Genomic DNA, 16,997 nt, shown 5'->3' on the forward strand with positions numbered 1-16,997 from the left:
TCTATGCCGATGTACGCAGTCAAGCTGCGCGCGGCACGGTTCTAGCGGTCGACGGAGAGGCGGCCGCCGTCGATGACGAACTCGGCGCCCTGGTAGAACTCGGCGTCGTCCTGCATGAGGAAGGAAACGGTCGCGCCGAGACCCGCCGGGTCTCCGAAGTGGCCGACCGGGTGTCGGCCCAGCTCGGCTTCCTTGAAGCCTTCCGGCAAGTGCGGCAGGGCGTTGATGAGGATCGGGGTCTCATGGGTGCCCGGGTGAATGGTGTTGACGCGGATGTTCAGATTGTGCGCACCGCAGTAGGCAACCGCCGCCTTTGTCAGGCCGATCACGCCAGCCTTTGAGGCGCTATAGGCAGGGGTGGTGTCCTGGCCAACGTAGGCCATCACAGACGACATGTTGATGATGGCGCCGCGCTCGTCCTGATCGCGCATGACCTGCACACCCTTCTGGGTGCCCAGGAACACGCCGTCTAGGTCGATGGACATGACCTTGCGCCAAGTTTCAAAATCCATCATCAGGTCTGCCGGCGGGGCGATACCTGCGTTGTTCACCAGGCAGTGCAGGGTGCCGTACTTTTCGGTGAACCAGCCGAGGATCTCGTCCCAGGATTCCGGGGAGGACACGTCGAGGAAGTGGAACGCGTTGTCTCCGTCGAGCTCCTCGGCGAGCGCCTTGCCAGCCTCCTCGTCCACGTCGGCGATGACCACGTTGGCGCCTTCCTCGGCGAGGCGGCGGCAGATCGCGTCACCCAACCCGCTCGCGCCGCCGGTGACGATGACGTTTTTTCCAGTGTGCTTTGCCATAATCGCTGCTCCTTACCCGTTGTTTTCAACGGTTTCCAATGGGTACACCTCCACCATAGCCACGAACAGCTGTGCTTTTCCTGGTGATGGTGTGCACGCTGAGTACACATCTCGCGCACACTCCCCGCACGCTAAAAGCGCCTCCGAAACATCCGGAGGCGCTTTCCCTCAAACTTGGCTTAGCCGAGCACTACCTGTCGTTCACGTAAGACAGCAGGCGCAGGATCTCGGTGTAGAGCCATACCAAGGTCACCGCGAGACCGAGGGCCACGCCCCATGCCTCACGCTCCGGCGCGCCCATGCGCACGAGGCGATCCGCAAGGTCAAAGTCCTGCAGGAAGGCCAGCGCGGCGAGCACGATGCAGACCACGCCGAAGATGATGGACACAGTGCCACCGTCGCGCAGCGGGGAGTTGCCGGTGAACACGTACAGCAGGAGGTTTCCGAGCGCCATAATGGCTACGCCGAAGATGGCGCCGGTGAGTAGGCGGTTAAAACGCGGGGTGACGCGGATGGCGCCGGTGCGGTACACCACGAGCATGCCCACGAATACGCCGACGGTTCCCAGGATGGCCTGGAAAATCATCTCGCCAGCATCAGCGCCACCGACCGAGAACGCGCCGGCCACCACGAAGGAGAAACCGCCGAGGAAGAGGCCCTCAAATACGGCGTAGAGCAATGTGATGGTGGGGCTGCCGAACTTGGAACCGAATGCGTGGATGAGCACGGTGACAAACGCGGCGATCGCACCGCCGAAGGTGAGGATCATGCCCAGGTTGTAGTTGCCGGAGGCAAACACCATGAAGTTCACGACAGCGGCCACCGCGATCACGGCGAGGGTGATGCCGGTCTTCGTCACAATGTCATCGACCGTCATCGGGCGGTCCTCGCGGACCTCAGGTGCGTAGTTCAGCTGCGCGCCCTGGCCGTACGACTCGGCGTCCGGCAGGTTGCGCAGCACGGGGTTGGAGCTTCTCACAGGAGGTTTTTCCTTTCCGATGTTTCTTGCAACACTTCGGTGCTGGTGTGGCCACTTGGACCACCGTTCACACCCTTCAACGCCCCGTGACCGAAAAAGGTTCCCAGTTTCTTCAGGTTTTCTTGCGTTGGGGCGGGATGACCCGGGATTACTATGACTAAATATGGGCTGGTTTTCACGGCCGCGGCTCGGCGGCGACGCCATCAGGGCCCGGCTCAGCGAAGTCACGGGCGGCGCGGACGCGTTCACGTTCGCCTTCGACGGCGTCGACGTGCTCGCCTTTTTTGTTCAGGAACCGCTGCCCCACGTGCTCTATTGCACGTACGGTGTCTCTGCGGTGAACTCCTCGCAGAAGATCGCCGGCACGCAAACTGAGCTGACAATGAGGGTGCCGGATACAGACCTGCCGGAGAAGTGGCCGGCGGAGCAGCTCGCGCGCATGGCACGCCGAATGCGGCGCACCGGCCGCGAGATCGAGCCCGGGCACCACATGACCACCCCGCGCGGGAGGGTGCCCGCCTACCTGTTTGTCACCGACCCGGTGCTTGGGCTTATCGACGGACCGACCGGCCTCATTCGTTTCACCTACGCAGTCGGTTTGACCGCGGAGGACTACGAAAGCGTGTTGCAGTGGGACCCGGTGAAGTTTGCCGGCGTGCTCGGCGACGTGTTCCCGCTCGGGCTCACGGACCCCGGGCGCGAGCCGCTCGCGGCGCACCCGGAGGCAAAGCGTCGGGTGGAAGAGGCGACGGTTGCCGAGGGGTCGTCGATAAGCGCTGTGCTTGCGAGCTACTTGGAAACCGACGAATCGGGGCGCGTGGACCTGGATATCGTGGCGGCCCGGGCGCTGCTGCGCGGGGCGCGGCACCGGCTGAAGCATTCGCGCCCGTTTGCGCTGGTGCGCGGCGAGACGTGGTTCATGCTCGACCCGCGGGCCGAACGCAGCGAGTTCGCCGCCGACCACATCCTGCTCGCCGCTAGCGGCGATGTGGCGAATGAGCTACTCGCCGTATTCGATGCGGTGCCGGGAACGTACAGGCTTCGTACGTGCCCGGTGACGCTCCAGGTGATCGACCCGGAGCGCTAGGCGACGCTACGCGTCCTCGCGAAAAACGGTGGACCACTCGGAGCGCGCGTCTAGGAACGCCTGGGCGGCCTGCTTCGCCGCTTCGAGGTCGTGGTTTTCGCCCCAGCCGCACTGCTTCTCATTCGCCGCGGGCACCTCGGTAGCGTTGGTGATGTCGCTAAGCGTCTTCTCCACCAGGTCCGCCACGTCAGCCTCGGAAGGGTCGCCGGAAAGCAGCAGGTAGAAGCCGGTCTGGCAGCCCATCGGGCCGAAATCGATCACATTGTCCGCGTGGTTGCGGGCGTGCTCGGCGAACATGTGCTCCAAAGAATGCACCGTGGGCATCTCCAGGTGCTCCTGGTTCGGCTGCTTGAAGCGGATGTCGTACTTCACCAGCGTGTCGCCGTGCGGCAGCTCCTTGCGGTCCGCCAGGCGGATAAACGGGGCGGCTACCTTGGTGTGGTCGAGGTTGAACGATTCAACATTCATGCGATCAGTCATGTACTCGACTGTACTGAAGGAGACACACGTGTCCACCACCATCGTCTGGTTCCGCGACGACCTGCGCACCACCGACAATCCGGCGCTTTCCTGGGCCGCTGAGCGCGGTGATGTGCTGGGCGTGGTCATCGACGGGGATTCGGACCGTCCGCTGGGGCGTGCGGCGAAGTGGTGGAGGTGGCGCAGTGTGTCGTCGTTAAGCGAAAAGCTCCCCCTGATGGTGGAGCGGGGCGATCCGCGTGAGATCATCCCGCGCCTCGCCCGCGGGTGCGACGCCGAGGTGGTGTGGAACCGCCGCTACCACTCCACGGAGATGGACGCGCAGATTAAAGAGGCCGTCGGCGCGCGCTCCTTCCCCAGCTTTCTGCTGGCAGAGCCGTGGGAGGTCACCACCGACGCGGGCACGCCGTACCGCGTGTTCACACCCTTTTTCAAAGCCATGCAGTCGCGTCTGCTGCAGCAGCCTCCCGCGCCACTGCCCGCGCCGAAGGTGGCGCAGGGGCACAAGCTTATCGACGACATCCCGCCGCCAACCTGGACCTTCCCGCTCGCCGAGCACAACACTACGGGCGAAGACGCCGCCCTGGAGCACTTCCATAGCTTTCTGGACCGGAGCGCCTAGGCGTGCCATTGGTAGACGCCGGGATGCGAGAGCTGTGGCTCACCGGCACCATGCACAACCGGGTGCGCATGGTGGCGGGCTCGTGGCTGACGAAGAACCTGGGCATCCACTGGCGCCACGGCGAGGAATGGTTCTGGGACACGCTTGTGGACGCAGACGTGGCGTCCAACCTGTTCAACTGGCAATGGGTCGCGGGATCCCGCGACGACGCAGCGCCGTACTTCCGCATCTTCAACCCGCTGACCCAGCAGGAGAAGTTCGACCCGGACGGCAAGTACGTGACGAAATGGCGCCCCGAGGCGCTCCTGCCCGGGTACCCGGAACCGATGGTGGATGTGAAGGAGTCACGAAAAACCGCCCTGGCCGCTTATGAGGATATGAAAGACACCCGGTAATGTTCCACAGGTGACCGATAAGACGAAACGCATTTTTGCTGCCTTCGCGGCCGCTGCCCTCGCCCTTGTAGCCACCCCCACCTCCCCCGCCGTGGCCCAGCCCCGCGGCAACGTGGTGGTCTTCGGTGACTCGTTTACCGCGAATCCGGACCAGTACAAAAATACGTTTCGCCGCATCTTTAGAACGTCTAGCGAGCGCGTTATCGGCGATTACCCCAACACCGGAAACTGCCTTCAAAGCCCCGACAACTGGCCACGCCAGCTGGCGCGCATGACCGGCCGCCAGGTGGCGGACTGGTCGTGCGCGGGCCTGAACTCTTCACAGCTGCCGGCGCGTGTGGAACGCGCAATCCAAGACGGCGCGGTGAATCCAGGCACCGAAACTGTTGTGCTCTCCCTCGGCTTCAACGATTACTGGCCGGGCGCAGTCGTGGTCTCCGGTACCGGCTACGACCAAGGGCGCGTGCAGGCGCACTACGTAAGCCGCGTGCGCGAATCCGTGGGCAAAGTACGTGCCGTGGCACCGAACGCGCGGATCTTGATGGTCGGTATGCTCTCCATCTCCGAAAGCTTCGGCGGGCAGTCGGTCTGCCCCTTCAACGTCATCCCGAACATGCCGGTCGGCGTGCCGCTGGCGCCGCTGCAAACGTGGGAGAACTGGACCCGTGATAATCAGCGCGCGGCCTCGAAGGCGGTCGGCGCCCGATTCATTGACATCAAAGAACAGTCGAAGTACCACAGCACCTGCGCGCGCAAAGATGCCGAGCGATGGGTCGCCGGCTTCGTTGACACCACCACCCCGGCGTACAACATGGTGTTCCACCCGTCGCGTGCAGGGTCGCGCCACGTGGCCACACAGGTTGCCCGGGCGATTTAACAGGAAGGTTGCTTGGTGATGGATGGGTTGGAACGGGAGATCGTCGAAAAGCTTCAAGCTCGCGACGAGGCCTCCTCCATCTGTCCTTCGGAGGTAGCACGCGACGTGGGCGACGCAGACACCTGGCGCGACCTGATGCAGCCGGTGCGCGACGCGGCCCGGGCGCTGGCGCAACATGGAGTTGTGCGTATCACCCAGGGCGATAACGAGGTAGATATCGATACCGCCAAGGGGCCGATCCGCATCCGCCGCGGAGCGCACTGGGGCGAATAAGTGGTGCCCCCAGTCGGGCTCGAACCGACACTGAACGGATTTTAAGTCCGCTGCCTCTGCCAATTGGGCTATGGGGGCGCGCAGGGACTAATCGTACTTCCCCGCTTCGCCATGGCAGTAATTACGGGTACTGGATTCACGGAGGTGCACCTTTGACCAGGAAGTGGTTGTTCTTGCTGCCGTGCGTGCTTGCGGCGTGCGGCTTCTTCCTATCACGGCAGGCCGGCGACGGATCCCCCGGATTCTTCATCGCAACCGCGTTCACGGCCCTGGTGTACGCGGCGGCCTGGTGGGTGTGGGGCGACCGGGCTGTTCTTGCGGGGCCCGGTAAGGCCGCCGATCTGATCAGGGGCGCGGTCATTGGCGCAGCACTGGCCGCGGTGTTTGTGCTCGGCGCGGTGGTGGTTAGCCGCGTACCGTTCCTCGCCGAACCGGTTGAGCAGATCTTGAGCACGCCCGAGAAAGGCGGCTACTTCCTCACCTTGACCGTGCTGGTGGTCAACGGCATCGGCGAGGAGCTCGTCTACCGCGACGCCCTGCCGCGCCAATTCGTGGCCCGGGGACACAGCGTGGTGCAGGCCGGGGTGTGGTCCACCCTGTTTTACTGCCTGGTCACCGTAGTCATAGGTGTACCGCTGCTGGTCTTCGCAGCCGCCGTGCTCAGCGCGGTGACCTACTTCGAGGCCACACGCACAGGCAGGCTGTACTCCCCCATCGCAGTGCACCTGACGTGGAGCACCGGGATGTTGCTCATTCTGCCGAACTTTTTCTAGCGGCTACTCGCTGACGCTGAAGACCTTCTTCTTCCCCTGTGTTTCCTGAGCCACCGTGGAGCCGGAAACCGAGATTTCGGGGGCACCGAGCAGATCGGCCAGCACGTCCGCGACCCACTGCAGCAGCTCCATGTCTCGCAGGTTCGGGCTGTTAATCGCCTTCGATTCGCGCGGCATGGGCAGCTGGAGCGTCTTCGCCGCGGCGCGGAAGTTCGCCCCCGGGTAGAGGCGCTTGAGCCGCACCTGCTTCGAATCGGGCAGCTCCACCGGGTGGATCTTCACGCGCGTGCCCTGGGTGAGGATGTCGGCGACGCCCACCTGACGGGCCTGGTTGCGCAGCCGCGCCACCGCCATGAGGTGTTCGACTTCCTGCGGCAGCGCACCGAAACGGTCCACCATGTCGTCCGCGGCGGCGGTGAGCGCCTCGTCGTCGCGGGCCTCGGCGAGCTTGCGGTAGACCTCGAGGCGCAGCCGTTCGGAGTTGATGTACGTCTCCGGGATATGCGCGTCCACCGGCAGGTCCACGCGGATTTCCTTCGGACCCTTGTCGGTGGCGTCGATAGCCTCGCCGCTCATCAGGCCCTTGAACGTCTCCACCGCCTCCGACACCAGGCGCACGTACATGTCGAAGCCCACGCCGGCGATGTGACCGGACTGCTCCGCTCCCAGCACGTTGCCGGCGCCTCGCATCTCTAGGTCTTTCTGCGCCACCGCCATGCCGGCGCCCAAATCGTTGTTCTGCGCGATGGTTGCCAGACGGTCGTAGGAGGTCTCCGTGAGCGTCTTGTCCTTCGGGTACAAGAAATACGCGTACGCGCGGTCGCGGGAGCGCCCCACGCGGCCGCGGAGCTGGTGCAGCTGGCTTAGTCCCATGTTCTGGGCGTTTTCCACAATGAGGGTGTTCGCGTTCGCGATGTCTAGGCCGGTCTCCACAATCGTGGTGCACACCAGCACGTCGTACTCGCGGTTCCAGAACCCCTGCACTGTCTGCTCGAGCACCTGCTCGCTCATCTGGCCGTGCGCCACCACCACTCGGGCCTCAGGCACGAGCTCGCGCAGCTGGCGCGCCGTTTTCTCGATGTCGGAGACCTTGTTGTGAATGTAGAACACCTGGCCGTCGCGAAGCAGCTCGCGCCGGATCGCCGCCGCGACCTGCTTGTCCTCTTGTGGGCCGACGTAGGTGAGCACCGGGTGACGGTCCTCGGGCGCAGTGGTGATCGATGTCATTTCGCGGATGCCGGTCAGCGACATCTCCAGGGTGCGAGGAATCGGCGTCGCGGTCATGGTGAGCACGTCGACATGCGACTTCAGCGCCTTGATGTGTTCCTTGTGCTCCACGCCGAAGCGCTGCTCCTCGTCCACAATGATCAGCCCGAGGTTCTTCCACTGCACGCCAGTGGCAAGGAGGCGGTGGGTACCGATGACCACGTCCACGGAGCCGTCGGCAAGCCCCGCGATGATCTTCTTCGAATCGGCCGCGGAGGTAAAGCGCGAAAGCTCTGCGATGTTCACCCCGAAACCGTCCATGCGCTGGCTGAACGTGGCAAAGTGCTGCTGCGCGAGCAGCGTCGTGGGCACAAGCACCGCCACCTGGGCGCCGTCCTGGACCGCCTTGAAGGCGGCGCGGACCGCCACCTCGGTCTTGCCGAAGCCGACGTCGCCCACAATTACGCGGTCCATCGGCGTGGGCTTTTCCATGTCTTCCTTCACCGCTTCAATGGCGGTGAGCTGATCCTCCGTCTCCACGAAGGGGAAAGCGTCTTCCATTTCGTGCTGCCACGGGGTATCCGGCGCGAACGCGTGGCCGGGTGCGGCCTGGCGCTTGGCGTAGAGCTCCACCAGCTCTCCCGCAATCTCGCGGACAGCTGCACGGGCTTTGCGCTTCGTGGATTTCCAGTCCGAGCCTCCCATCTTGCTCAAGTGGGGCTGCTCGCCGCCGGTGTACTTGCTCAAAAGGTCCAACGACTCCATGGGCACCCAAAGCTGGTCGCCGGGCTGGCCGCGTTTCGCGGGCTGGTACTCCAGGACGATGTACTCGCGGCGCGAAGCTTCGTCGCCAGTCTTGATGGTGCGCTCGGCCATCTTCACGAACTTGCCGATGCCATGCGTATCGTGCACCACGAAGTCACCCGGTTGCAGCGCGAGCGGGTCGACGCGGTTGCGGCGGCGCGGGGCGCGTCGCTTCGCCCCGGCAATATCGCCGACGCGGTTGCCGGTGACGTCCGTCTCCGTGACTACCACCAGGTTCGGCCCGCCGAAGACGAGACCGGCGTGCGAAAGCGCCTGGTAGATCGTCACGGCGCCTTCCACCGGTTCAAGCCCCGGGGTGGCGATGCGCGCAGAGATGCCGTGCTCGCGCAGGCGCTCCGCCATTCGTTCGACCGTACCCTTGGCCGGTGCCACAAACGCGGCCTTGCCGGCGTTCTGGCCGATGTGCAGTTTCAACGTGGCGTAGAGCTGCTCGATAGCCTTCGGGTCGCCTTTGGGTGCCGGCGCCGCCTCGAACTCCAGAGGCAAGGTTTCAGTGTCGTCCGCGGCGAACATGCCCGGCGGGGCGAACGTCCACCAAGCGTTGCCCGCCTTGCGCGCCGATATTTCCAGTGACTCGTAGGAGCGATACGACGATGCGGAAACATCCAGGCCTTCAACCGCGACCGGGCCTTCGGCGCCCATGGCTGCGGCTTCCCAGCCAGCCTCGAGGAATTCCTGGTCTGTGGCCTCCAAATCGGCGATGCGGGCGCGGACCTTCTCCGGGTTGGTCACCAGCACGATCGAACCGGACGGCATGAGTTCCGGCAGCACCGCATACTGCTGGTCCGTCAACGCAGGGATGAGCGCCTCCATGCCGTCGGCCGGGGTCTTCTCCGAGACGCGGGCCAGCAAACTCGAAAGGGTCGGGTTCGAAGGGTACTTGCGTGCGAGTTCGTCGGCGCGGGAAGCCACGGCGTCGTCGATAAGCAACTGCCTCGCGGGGAACAGCTCGACGCATGCGACCTCCTCGATGCCGCGCTGATCGGCCACCGCGAAGGTGCGCATATCCGTGACCTCGTCGCCCCAGAACTCGATGCGCACCGGGTTGTCGGCTGTGGTGGGAAAGACGTCGATGATGCCGCCGCGGGTGGCGAACTCACCGCGGGCCGCAACCATATCCACGTGCTTATACGCGAAGTGGGTCATCTCGCGGGCGAGCGACTCAAAATCGTACTCCTGGTCCACTGCGACGCGGATCGGCTCCACCGCCGGCAGCACCGGCTGGCACACAGCGCGCGCCGCCGCGACCACCACTCGCGGCATGTCCCACAGCACCTTCGCGCGACGGCCCACCACATCGGCCGCGGGTGAAAGACGCTCGTGCGGCAGCGTCTCATACGCCGGGAACTGGGCCACCTTGGTGTCGCCAATAAGCGCCTTCAGCTCCGCCGTGAGGTCCTCCGCCTCGTGGCCGGTTGCGGTGACCAGCAGCAACGGGGTCTCCCGGGCCAGCGCACCAGCCGTCCAGGCCCGCGCCTGATCAATGCCGGTGACGTGCAAATGATCGTCACCGACGTGCGCGACCAGCCCCTGCAGCTTGGGGTCCTCCAGCGCCGAGGTGAGCAGACCACCAAGTACCGGCGGGGTCGAATCAGCCATGCGTTGCACCATCTTCCTGGAATTCGCTGAGTTTCGGCTGCGCCTGCATCCCCCGCAACCCGTTCCAACACAGGTTGGACACGTGGGCAGCCACAGTGTGTTTGTCCGGCGAGCGCTCATCCAACCACCACAACGCGGTATTGGACACGGTGCCCACGAGGGCCTGACCGTACAACCCGGCCACCGATTCATCCAACCCGCGGTGCGCGAACGCCTGCGCCAGAAGGTACGACACCTCGGCGGTCACGCGGTTCAAAATGGTGGAGTACGTCCTCTCCTCGCCGCGGAGCTGGCCGTGCACAAGGATGATGAAGCCGTCCGTCTCCTCCTCCACGAACGTCAGGATGGCCAGCACGCCGCGCTCAATGCGTTCGCGCCACGGGCCGTCCTGAATCGCGCCGAGGATCGTTTTCTCCAGCCGCGCCATCTCGGCCTCCACCACCTGGCGGTACAGGCCCTCCTTGTCGCCGAAATGCTCGTACACCACCGGCTTGGTCACCCCGGCGCGCGCGGCGATCTCCTCCATCGAAATGCCGTCAAAGCCGCGTTCAGCAAACGCGGCGCGACCAACGCCTAACAATTGATCGCGCCGCTGCGAGGCGGTCATCCGGGTACGAGCCATGGTTCCCTAGCTTAGAGACCCCGCCGACGTCTATTCTCCGCTACCCGGATTCCCCAACTGAATCATCCGCTCGAGTGAGGCGCGGGCCCTGTCGGCCACCTCCGCCTCCACTGTGACTTCGTCGCGCATCTCGCGCAGGCTGCGCACGAGTTTTTCCGGCGTGATCATCTTCATGTACCTGCACTCTGCCCGCGGGTTCACCGGTTTGAAATCGGTGCCCGGAGCCGCCTGGGCGAGCTGGTGGAGCATCCCGGTTTCAGTAGCCACGAGCACGGTGCTGCTGCCCTCACTGCGTGCCGAGTCGAGCATCCCGCCTGTGGAGAGCATGCGCACGCGCTCCGGCTCCACGATGCCTTCCCCAGCGAGGTAGATCGCGGAATTCGCACAGCCGCATTCCGGGTGGATATACAACGGCGCGTCCGGGTTCGCCTGAGCCTGTTCCGCAAGCTCCTTGCCGTTGATGCCGGCGTGCACGTGGCATTCACCGGGCCAAATTCGGATGTTGTCTCGGCCTGTCTCGCGCTTCACGTGCGCGCCCAGGAACTGGTCAGGGCAGAACAGGATCTCTCGTTGCGGGTCGATGGATTCAACCACGTCCACCGCGTTCGAAGAGGTACAGCAGATGTCGGTGAGCGCCTTGACGTCTGCCGTGGTGTTCACGTAGGAGACCACAACGGCGTCTGGGTGCTCCGCCTTCCATTCAGTAAGCTGCTGCGCGGTGATTGAGTCCGCCAACGAGCACCCCGCGTCCTTATCGGGGATAAGCACAGTCTTGTCCGGGCTCAGGATCTTCGCGCTCTCTGCCATGAAGTGCACACCGCAGAACACGATGACGTCGGCGTCAGTCTCCGCGGCGATTCGCGACAGTGCGAGTGAATCGCCCGTGGAGTCCGCAACGTCCTGAATCTCGGGCACCTGATAGTTGTGCGCGAGGATGACCGCGTTGCGCTGCGCCTTGAGTTCATTCACTTCGTCTTGCCAGCTCATACGTCCAACCCTATATCCAGCACACGCACTGAATGGGTCAGTTCGCCGACCGCGAGGAAATCCACGCCCGTCTCGGCGTACTCGCGCGCCACCTCGAGGGTAAGACCCCCAGAAGCTTCGATCAGCGTGCCAGGAGAAAGGGCATTTCGCTTCTCGACGCCCTCCCGGACCCCAGCCGGATCAAAATTATCCAACATCACCACTTCCGGCCTGAGCTCCAACACCTGCTCCAGCTGGTCGATGGTGTCCACCTCCGTCTCGACGGGGACGTCGGGGAAGCGGTCACGTACTCGTCGATAAGCATCTGCGACCGACCCCACCGCCGCGACATGATTGTCTTTAATCAAAGCCTCATCACCCAAGCTCATCCTGTGATTCACCCCGCCACCCGCGCGCACCGCGTACTTCGCCAACGCGCGGTAGCCGGGCAGCGTCTTGCGGCTATCGCGCACCTTCGCGTTCGTGTGCGCAATCGCGTCGGCCCACTGACGCGTGCGCGTGGCGATACCGCTGGCGTAAGTGAGCAGGTTCAACACAGTGCGCTCCGCCCCCAGAATGTCGATGGCGTTGCCCTCCACCGTGGCGAGCCTAGTGCCCTTCTGCGTACGGTCACCGTCCTGCGCGTGGAACGTGACCTTGATGTCCGGATTGCGCTCGTGCATCGCCCACTCGATGATTGCAAGGCCCGCGACCGTACCCTCCTGCCGCGCCGTGAAATGCGCGGTGAGCTGCTTGCCTTGCGGAATGGTCGCCGTCGCCGTGACGTCCGGCCCGTCCGCGAAGTCCTCCTCGAAACCTCGGCGGATGAGGTTCAGCGTCGTTTCTTTGTTTAAGGGTTCCTTGTTCGTCTGCATGCCCTTCATTTGACCAGTTCCCGGCCCAGTTGGGCGGTTGCCAGACGTGGGCTACAATATTTTCTTGCTGTTCCCCATGGTGTAATCGGCAACACTACGGTTTTTGGTACCGTCATTCTAGGTTCGAGTCCTGGTGGGGAAGCTTCCTTTGACGCCCGTCGCTGGCCATTTCGAGGCTGGTGGCGGGCGTTTCGTGGTTCTGGGGTGTGGGGGTCTGGGGTGTGGGGGTCTGGGGTTTGGCTGGGTGGCCTCGCGGGGTGCTGGGGTCTACATTCCGGGTGGACGTTGCAGAAATCGGGAATTCTGTTCGAAAAAGGGCCCTTTTGAGCCATTTGTCCCGATCTTTGCAACGGCAACCCGTTGTCTTATCTGTTGACCGGCCCACCCCACTCGGGGAATATGTGAGCAGACTTAAAAGTGCCGCTCGAGGGGGAACCATGAAAAAGAAGGCATCGGTTGCGATGACGTTAGTGATCGCCAGTATGTGGGTCGCGGGGTGCTCCAGCGCCGAAGGGGAACAGACAGCGGCGGGCGCCGAAACTCCTGGTGCGGTTTCGGCAGGCGAAGAAACCCCGCAGGCGTTCGTGTTTGAAAGCGGCACTCTGGAAATCGGGGATTTCGACCCAGAAGCCCTCGGCGACGACCTCTTCGACCCCTGCACCGAGATCAGCGCAGCCGAGTTCGCGGCGGCGGGGTTCGAGAATGTGGAGCCGATGCCGGAGGAGATGAAGGGGTTATTAGGTAACCGGAGCGCATGCGAATTGAAAGATCCCCTGGTCGGCATCTCGGCGGTGCTGACTAATAACGATGCGGACGTTGAACACGTGGGGAACCAAACAGAAATATTCGCGAGTTCGATTCCAGATCGCGAACCCTCCATTTTCACGTACGGCCCTAAATCAGGCGTAGGTGAAAGTTGCTGGGCTCAGGTAGATACCTCCAGAGGCGCAATCGCGATTCTGGCGACCGAAATGGCTGATTCTCACGCGAACTGCAATCTCGCCGTTGGTTACATGGACTCATTACTGGGCGTAGGAAAATTGAGTGTTCATTAAAGTGGACATCCCCTTTTCAGAGGCTGCGGGAGTAACTAGATTTGACGGCACGAAACTTCAAATCTTCTGGGGGGAATATGCGTGTCGCGATCGATACAGAATTAATTCGTCAAAGCATTGGTGTTCTGCGTGCAACTAGCAAAAACCTAAAGCTTCAGACAGGCCTGCTCGGTGCAAGCTCCCTATCCAACTTCTCGCCGATCGTGGGGTTCTCAACTTCGGGCAGGACGCTCGGCACGATTGCAGACGTTCACGCACCAGAAGCCACGGAGGCGGTCGCGACCCACTTGCTTGGCATCGCCGACACGCTCCAAACAGCGCTGGACAACACGATCTGGGCGGATGGTTCGTTCTCGGGCATTTTGGCATCGCTGGGTAACTCGTTCCGCAACGTCGCGGCGATGAATCAGAACCACATTCTTGCAACGTCGCAGATTCTGCAGTCTGTGGATCCGCGGACGAACGCCTTCGCCACTCCCCCGGCAGCAGCCGGCCTCGAAGCAAGCCTTATCGCGTTGGATGGAAAGTTCCAGGCAACGGAGCCAGCGCTCGCTTTGGCGGCATCGGAGTTCTGGGCTTCGAACGCGACTCTGCTGTCCCAGGCGATGGACGACCTCAGCGGTGCGACGCACGCGCTTGCGTCCTCAGCTGAAACGGAGTGGGTCTCGCGTGCCATCGACACGATCCAGCAGGTGCAGAACGCGGGCCGGGTCTACTCCGCGAACTCGACGGCGCTCGCTGCACACGCGAAGATGCTTACCGACGTCGCCGCGTCCGAGAAGCTGATGACCCACGCGGCGATGATTGCTTACAACACGGCGCCAAACCCAGCGCTCAAGAAAACGATCGAGATGAGCTACCTCGCGGTGTACCAGCCCCGAGCGACAGGTGGGCTGGCAACAACGGTGCCCCAGTTCAACCGCCTCCTGCCCGACTTTAAGGCGCTTCCCGGCGGCTCGATGCAGGTACCAGAGATCCCGGTGCCGTCGGCGCCAGCGTTCGACCAGTCGCCCATCCCCCAGGTGGCTCACGACGCGCTCATGCAGCGAGGTCTCGGTGACCTGGTACACGCAAAGTCACCCAGCGAGGTTGCCCAGCAGTTCGGCAACGCGAATCCGGATGTTATGCGCTCCATCGCTGCTGGCGCAACGCCCACTCAGGCTGCAAGCGCCGCGGCGCCAACGATGCCTCCGCCGTCCACCTTGCCCCAGCTTGGGCAGGTCGGTGGTGGCGCACCGGTCGGCGCGGCTGGCGCGCCTACTGTCGCTGGTGCAACGAACGGGTTCGTGCCTGCGGCACTCGGCGGCGCGGGCGGGCCGGGCACGGCAGGTAGCCAAGGCCGTCACGGTACAGCGGGCACTCCCGGACTGGGGCAGCTCTCGGGCACGCGACCAAACACGCCGGGTGCTGGTGGAGCTTTCGGGTCAGGCGGAAGCCGTGGTGCGGGAATGGGCGGTATCGGCGCGGGGCGCATCCCGGGAGGTGTCGGAGCGGGCAGTGCCAGCGGGCTCAGCGCTGGCGCGGCAGGTGCGAACGCGGCGATGGGTCGCGGCGGGCTGGGCGGCTTCGGTAGTGGCTTTGGCAACCCCGGCGCGGGCGGCTACGGCGCTGCCAACCCGGGCGGCGTAGGCAGCACCGGCACTGTCACCGGCACCGGAGCCTACGGCTCGGCGGCTGGCACCCACGGCTCGGCCGCTGGCGCAAACGGCGTAAACGGCGCCCACGGTTCCCGCCCGGCGGGCATCGCTGGCGCGCCCATGGGTATGGCTGGCCGGAACCAGGACCGAAAAGAGGGCGGCAAGATCCCGAAGGTCAAGACGGTCACCAGCGCGGTGGAGCGCGAGGGCAACCTCAAGGCATTGCTTGGCGACGCTCCCCTGCTCCTGCCCGAGGTCATCGGCCACAACGTCCGCGGCTAGGCGAGCCCCATCTCGAGCCTCATCTCCAGCCCCACCTCGAACCCCGGCTCAAACGGGGTCTCAGGCGGGAGCCGCAGCAACCGCCTTGTGCCCTTGTGCCCTAGTGCGCTAGTGCCCTGCGTGATCTGCTTGCCCTGCGTGCCCCTCGTACCACTCGGGCACCGCCAGGTCAGGCTCCTGGCCTGGTTCGACCACCACGAACTGTCCCATCATGCCGGAATCCTCGTGGTTGAGCATGTGGCAGTGGTACATGTAGGCGAGCGTCGGGTCGGGGTAGTAGCCGATATCCACAAGCAGGGTGACGGTGGAAAGGGGCGGGATGTCAATGGTGTCGTGCCACCCGTCGGTGAACTCGACGGTGCCGTTTTCCACGCTTTGCACGGCAAAACGCGCGTTGTGGACGTGGAAGTTGTGCAGCATGTCGTCGTTTTCGTTGGTCACGTGCCAGATCTCCGGCGCGTCGTGGTCCACGGCGAAGTCCACGCGGGCCATGTCCATGGTCTTGCCGTTGATCTCGGAGCCGCTCATGCGGAACTCGCGCTCCACGCTGGAGGCTTTGGGAAGTTCGAAGGGGACGAGCTCGTCGGTAAGCGCGGGCGAGGCGGGCGCGTCCTCCGGCGGTGCGGCGATCTCCAGCAGGTCGAATTTGTCGTACACGCCGTACATCTCGGCGGTTTCCTTGTCGGGCAGCCCGGCCTTGTCGGGCAATCCGTCGCTGCGGAGAGTGAGGTCCTTGCCGGGCTCGAGGTCCACGACAATTTCCACGCGCTCGCCGGGGCTGAGCAGCACCGCGTCGACCTCCACGGGGGACGGTAGGAAGCCCTGGTCGGTGGCCACGATCTTGAACGGCACGCCCAGGCTCAGGTGGTGGTAGCGCATGATTGCGCCGTTGAGCACACGCAGGCGGACGCGCCGGGTGGTTGCTTCGAAGCGGGGGTTGGTGATGCCGTTCACCAGTGGGGTGTCGCCGAGGTTGCCGCCGTCTTCGTCGAGCTGTCCGTCCTCGGTGAATTTCACGTCGCCGAGGATGACGGGGATGTCGTCCACGCCGTAGTCGTTGGGCAGGCCGGGGACGACGGAATCGTCGTCGTCGACCACGAGGGCGCCGGCCAGGCCGCGGTACGCGTGCAGCGCGGACTTTTGGTGCGGGTGCGGGTGGTACCAGCAGGTCGCGGCGGCCTGGTCCACGGTCCAGGAGGGCGACCAGGTCTCCCCCGGGTCGAACATGAGGGCCGGGCCGCCGTCAGCGGAGGCCGGCAGGTGCAGGCCGTGCCAGTGCACGATGGTCGGTTCCGGCAGGTCGTTGCGCACCGTCATGTCGATCTTTTCGCCGCGGCGCATGTACAGGGTCGGCCCGAGCCAGGGCCCGTTGAAACCCCACGTTTTGGTCATGGTGCCGGGCACGATTTCGTACTCGCCTTCCTGGGCGGTGAGTTCGAAGCGGCGCACATCGCCCTCGAGGGTGCCTTCGTACAACGGCGGGATGGGCAGTGGGCGCGGGTCGAAGTCGGCGCCGGCCGGTTCTGGTTGGGATGTGGTTGAGCACCCGGCGACCGCGGATGCCGCGGCAGCTGCGGTTGCCGCCACCACCGCTCCTTTGAAGAATGTCCTGCGGGTCACTGCCATGGTTTCTCCTCCAAG

16 protein-coding genes and 1 tRNA gene are annotated in these 16,997 nt (G+C 64.2%); 8 read left to right on the forward strand and 9 right to left on the reverse strand.

Annotated features, from left to right (window positions below; genetic code table 11):
- Positions 1-41: 41 nt before the first annotated feature.
- Both HWX32_RS07170 and HWX32_RS07175 read right to left on the reverse strand, forming a co-directional pair.
- Positions 42-803: an SDR family NAD(P)-dependent oxidoreductase gene (locus HWX32_RS07170; protein ID WP_175935328.1), complete on the reverse strand. Its 762-nt coding sequence runs from the start codon at positions 801-803 to the stop codon at positions 42-44.
- Between the two features lie 190 nt (positions 804-993).
- On the reverse strand, positions 994-1,782 hold the full coding sequence (locus tag HWX32_RS07175; protein ID WP_075467129.1) for a Bax inhibitor-1/YccA family protein: 789 nt from the start codon (positions 1,780-1,782) through the stop codon (positions 994-996).
- Positions 1,783-1,945: 163 nt separating this feature from the next.
- Between HWX32_RS07175 and HWX32_RS07180 the strand changes: the two genes are divergently transcribed.
- Positions 1,946-2,869: a suppressor of fused domain protein gene (locus HWX32_RS07180; protein WP_175935330.1), complete on the forward strand. Its 924-nt coding sequence runs from the start codon at positions 1,946-1,948 to the stop codon at positions 2,867-2,869.
- A 6-nt stretch (positions 2,870-2,875) separates the two neighbouring features.
- Here HWX32_RS07180 and HWX32_RS07185 read toward each other — a convergent pair whose 3' ends face one another.
- Entirely contained in the window at positions 2,876-3,349 is a 474-nt protein-coding gene (locus HWX32_RS07185) for an S-ribosylhomocysteine lyase (RefSeq protein ID WP_175935331.1), read from the reverse strand.
- 28 nt (positions 3,350-3,377) lie between these two features.
- On the opposite strand from HWX32_RS07185, the gene HWX32_RS11405 reads away from it, so the two are divergent.
- From HWX32_RS11405 to HWX32_RS07205, 4 genes are read left to right on the forward strand one after another with little or no spacing between them, the layout of a single operon-like run.
- On the forward strand, positions 3,378-3,971 hold the full coding sequence (locus HWX32_RS11405; protein WP_175935332.1) for a deoxyribodipyrimidine photo-lyase: 594 nt from the start codon (positions 3,378-3,380) through the stop codon (positions 3,969-3,971).
- A 2-nt stretch (positions 3,972-3,973) separates the two neighbouring features.
- Complete coding sequence (locus tag HWX32_RS11410; protein WP_368485904.1) at positions 3,974-4,366, forward strand: FAD-binding domain-containing protein; 393 nt, start codon at positions 3,974-3,976, stop codon at positions 4,364-4,366.
- A 10-nt stretch (positions 4,367-4,376) separates the two neighbouring features.
- Positions 4,377-5,243: a GDSL-type esterase/lipase family protein gene (locus HWX32_RS07200; protein WP_175935333.1), complete on the forward strand. Its 867-nt coding sequence runs from the start codon at positions 4,377-4,379 to the stop codon at positions 5,241-5,243.
- An 18-nt stretch (positions 5,244-5,261) separates the two neighbouring features.
- Positions 5,262-5,516: a DUF3253 domain-containing protein gene (locus HWX32_RS07205; protein ID WP_175935334.1), complete on the forward strand. Its 255-nt coding sequence runs from the start codon at positions 5,262-5,264 to the stop codon at positions 5,514-5,516.
- A gap of 1 nt (position 5,517) precedes the next feature.
- Here the strand turns inward: HWX32_RS07205 and HWX32_RS07210 are convergent.
- A tRNA-Leu gene (locus HWX32_RS07210) sits at positions 5,518-5,594 on the reverse strand.
- 74 nt (positions 5,595-5,668) lie between these two features.
- On the opposite strand from HWX32_RS07210, the gene HWX32_RS07215 reads away from it, so the two are divergent.
- A complete protein-coding gene (locus HWX32_RS07215) occupies positions 5,669-6,289 on the forward strand; it encodes a CPBP family intramembrane glutamic endopeptidase (protein WP_175935335.1) in 621 nt (206 codons plus the stop codon).
- Between the two features lie 3 nt (positions 6,290-6,292).
- Here HWX32_RS07215 and mfd read toward each other — a convergent pair whose 3' ends face one another.
- From mfd to nadC, 4 genes are read right to left on the reverse strand one after another with little or no spacing between them, the layout of a single operon-like run.
- On the reverse strand, positions 6,293-9,919 hold the full coding sequence (mfd, locus tag HWX32_RS07220; protein WP_175935336.1) for a transcription-repair coupling factor: 3,627 nt from the start codon (positions 9,917-9,919) through the stop codon (positions 6,293-6,295).
- Positions 9,912-10,541 carry a TetR/AcrR family transcriptional regulator gene (locus tag HWX32_RS07225; protein WP_075467110.1) on the reverse strand — a complete coding sequence of 210 codons (630 nt, stop codon included), beginning with the start codon at positions 10,539-10,541 and terminating at the stop codon, positions 9,912-9,914. Before HWX32_RS07225 ends, mfd begins: the two co-directional genes overlap by 8 nt.
- Before the next feature lie 30 nt (positions 10,542-10,571).
- On the reverse strand, positions 10,572-11,528 hold the full coding sequence (gene nadA / locus HWX32_RS07230; RefSeq protein WP_175935337.1) for a quinolinate synthase NadA: 957 nt from the start codon (positions 11,526-11,528) through the stop codon (positions 10,572-10,574).
- A complete protein-coding gene (gene nadC, locus HWX32_RS07235; protein ID WP_175935338.1) occupies positions 11,525-12,382 on the reverse strand; it encodes a carboxylating nicotinate-nucleotide diphosphorylase in 858 nt (285 codons plus the stop codon). The genes nadA and nadC overlap by 4 nt, the downstream gene beginning before the upstream one ends.
- A 437-nt stretch (positions 12,383-12,819) precedes the next feature.
- On the opposite strand from nadC, the gene HWX32_RS07240 reads away from it, so the two are divergent.
- Complete coding sequence (locus HWX32_RS07240; RefSeq protein WP_175935339.1) at positions 12,820-13,437, forward strand: DUF3558 family protein; 618 nt, start codon at positions 12,820-12,822, stop codon at positions 13,435-13,437.
- 203 nt (positions 13,438-13,640) lie between these two features.
- Entirely contained in the window at positions 13,641-15,356 is a 1,716-nt protein-coding gene (locus HWX32_RS07245) for a hypothetical protein (RefSeq protein WP_175935340.1), read from the forward strand.
- A gap of 108 nt (positions 15,357-15,464) precedes the next feature.
- Here the strand turns inward: HWX32_RS07245 and HWX32_RS07250 are convergent, their stop codons facing one another.
- Positions 15,465-16,982, reverse strand: coding sequence for a multicopper oxidase family protein (locus tag HWX32_RS07250; protein WP_175935341.1), 1,518 nt, complete (start codon positions 16,980-16,982; stop codon positions 15,465-15,467).
- Between the last annotated feature and the right edge of the window lie 15 nt (positions 16,983-16,997).

The sequence above is a fragment of the Corynebacterium sp. Marseille-P4321 genome (genome assembly GCF_903645305.1).
Classification (GTDB): Bacteria; Actinomycetota; Actinomycetes; order Mycobacteriales; family Mycobacteriaceae; genus Corynebacterium.

Bases quoted from the DNA above. Each gene is read 5' to 3' on its own strand.
- HWX32_RS07170 (WP_175935328.1), bottom strand. From the start codon at position 803: ATGGCAAAGCACACTGGAAAAAACGTCATCGTCACCGGCGGCGCGAGC.
- HWX32_RS07180 (WP_175935330.1), top strand. From the start codon at position 1,946: ATGGGCTGGTTTTCACGGCCGCGGCTCGGCGGCGACGCCATCAGGGCC.
- HWX32_RS07185 (WP_175935331.1), bottom strand. From the start codon at position 3,349: ATGACTGATCGCATGAATGTTGAATCGTTCAACCTCGACCACACCAAG.
- HWX32_RS07205 (WP_175935334.1), top strand. From the start codon at position 5,262: ATGGATGGGTTGGAACGGGAGATCGTCGAAAAGCTTCAAGCTCGCGAC.
- mfd (WP_175935336.1), bottom strand. From the start codon at position 9,919: ATGGCTGATTCGACCCCGCCGGTACTTGGTGGTCTGCTCACCTCGGCG.
- HWX32_RS07225 (WP_075467110.1), bottom strand. From the start codon at position 10,541: ATGGCTCGTACCCGGATGACCGCCTCGCAGCGGCGCGATCAATTGTTA.
- nadA (WP_175935337.1), bottom strand. From the start codon at position 11,528: ATGAGCTGGCAAGACGAAGTGAATGAACTCAAGGCGCAGCGCAACGCG.
- nadC (WP_175935338.1), bottom strand. From the start codon at position 12,382: ATGCAGACGAACAAGGAACCCTTAAACAAAGAAACGACGCTGAACCTC.
- HWX32_RS07240 (WP_175935339.1), top strand. From the start codon at position 12,820: ATGAAAAAGAAGGCATCGGTTGCGATGACGTTAGTGATCGCCAGTATG.
- HWX32_RS07250 (WP_175935341.1), bottom strand. From the start codon at position 16,982: ATGGCAGTGACCCGCAGGACATTCTTCAAAGGAGCGGTGGTGGCGGCA.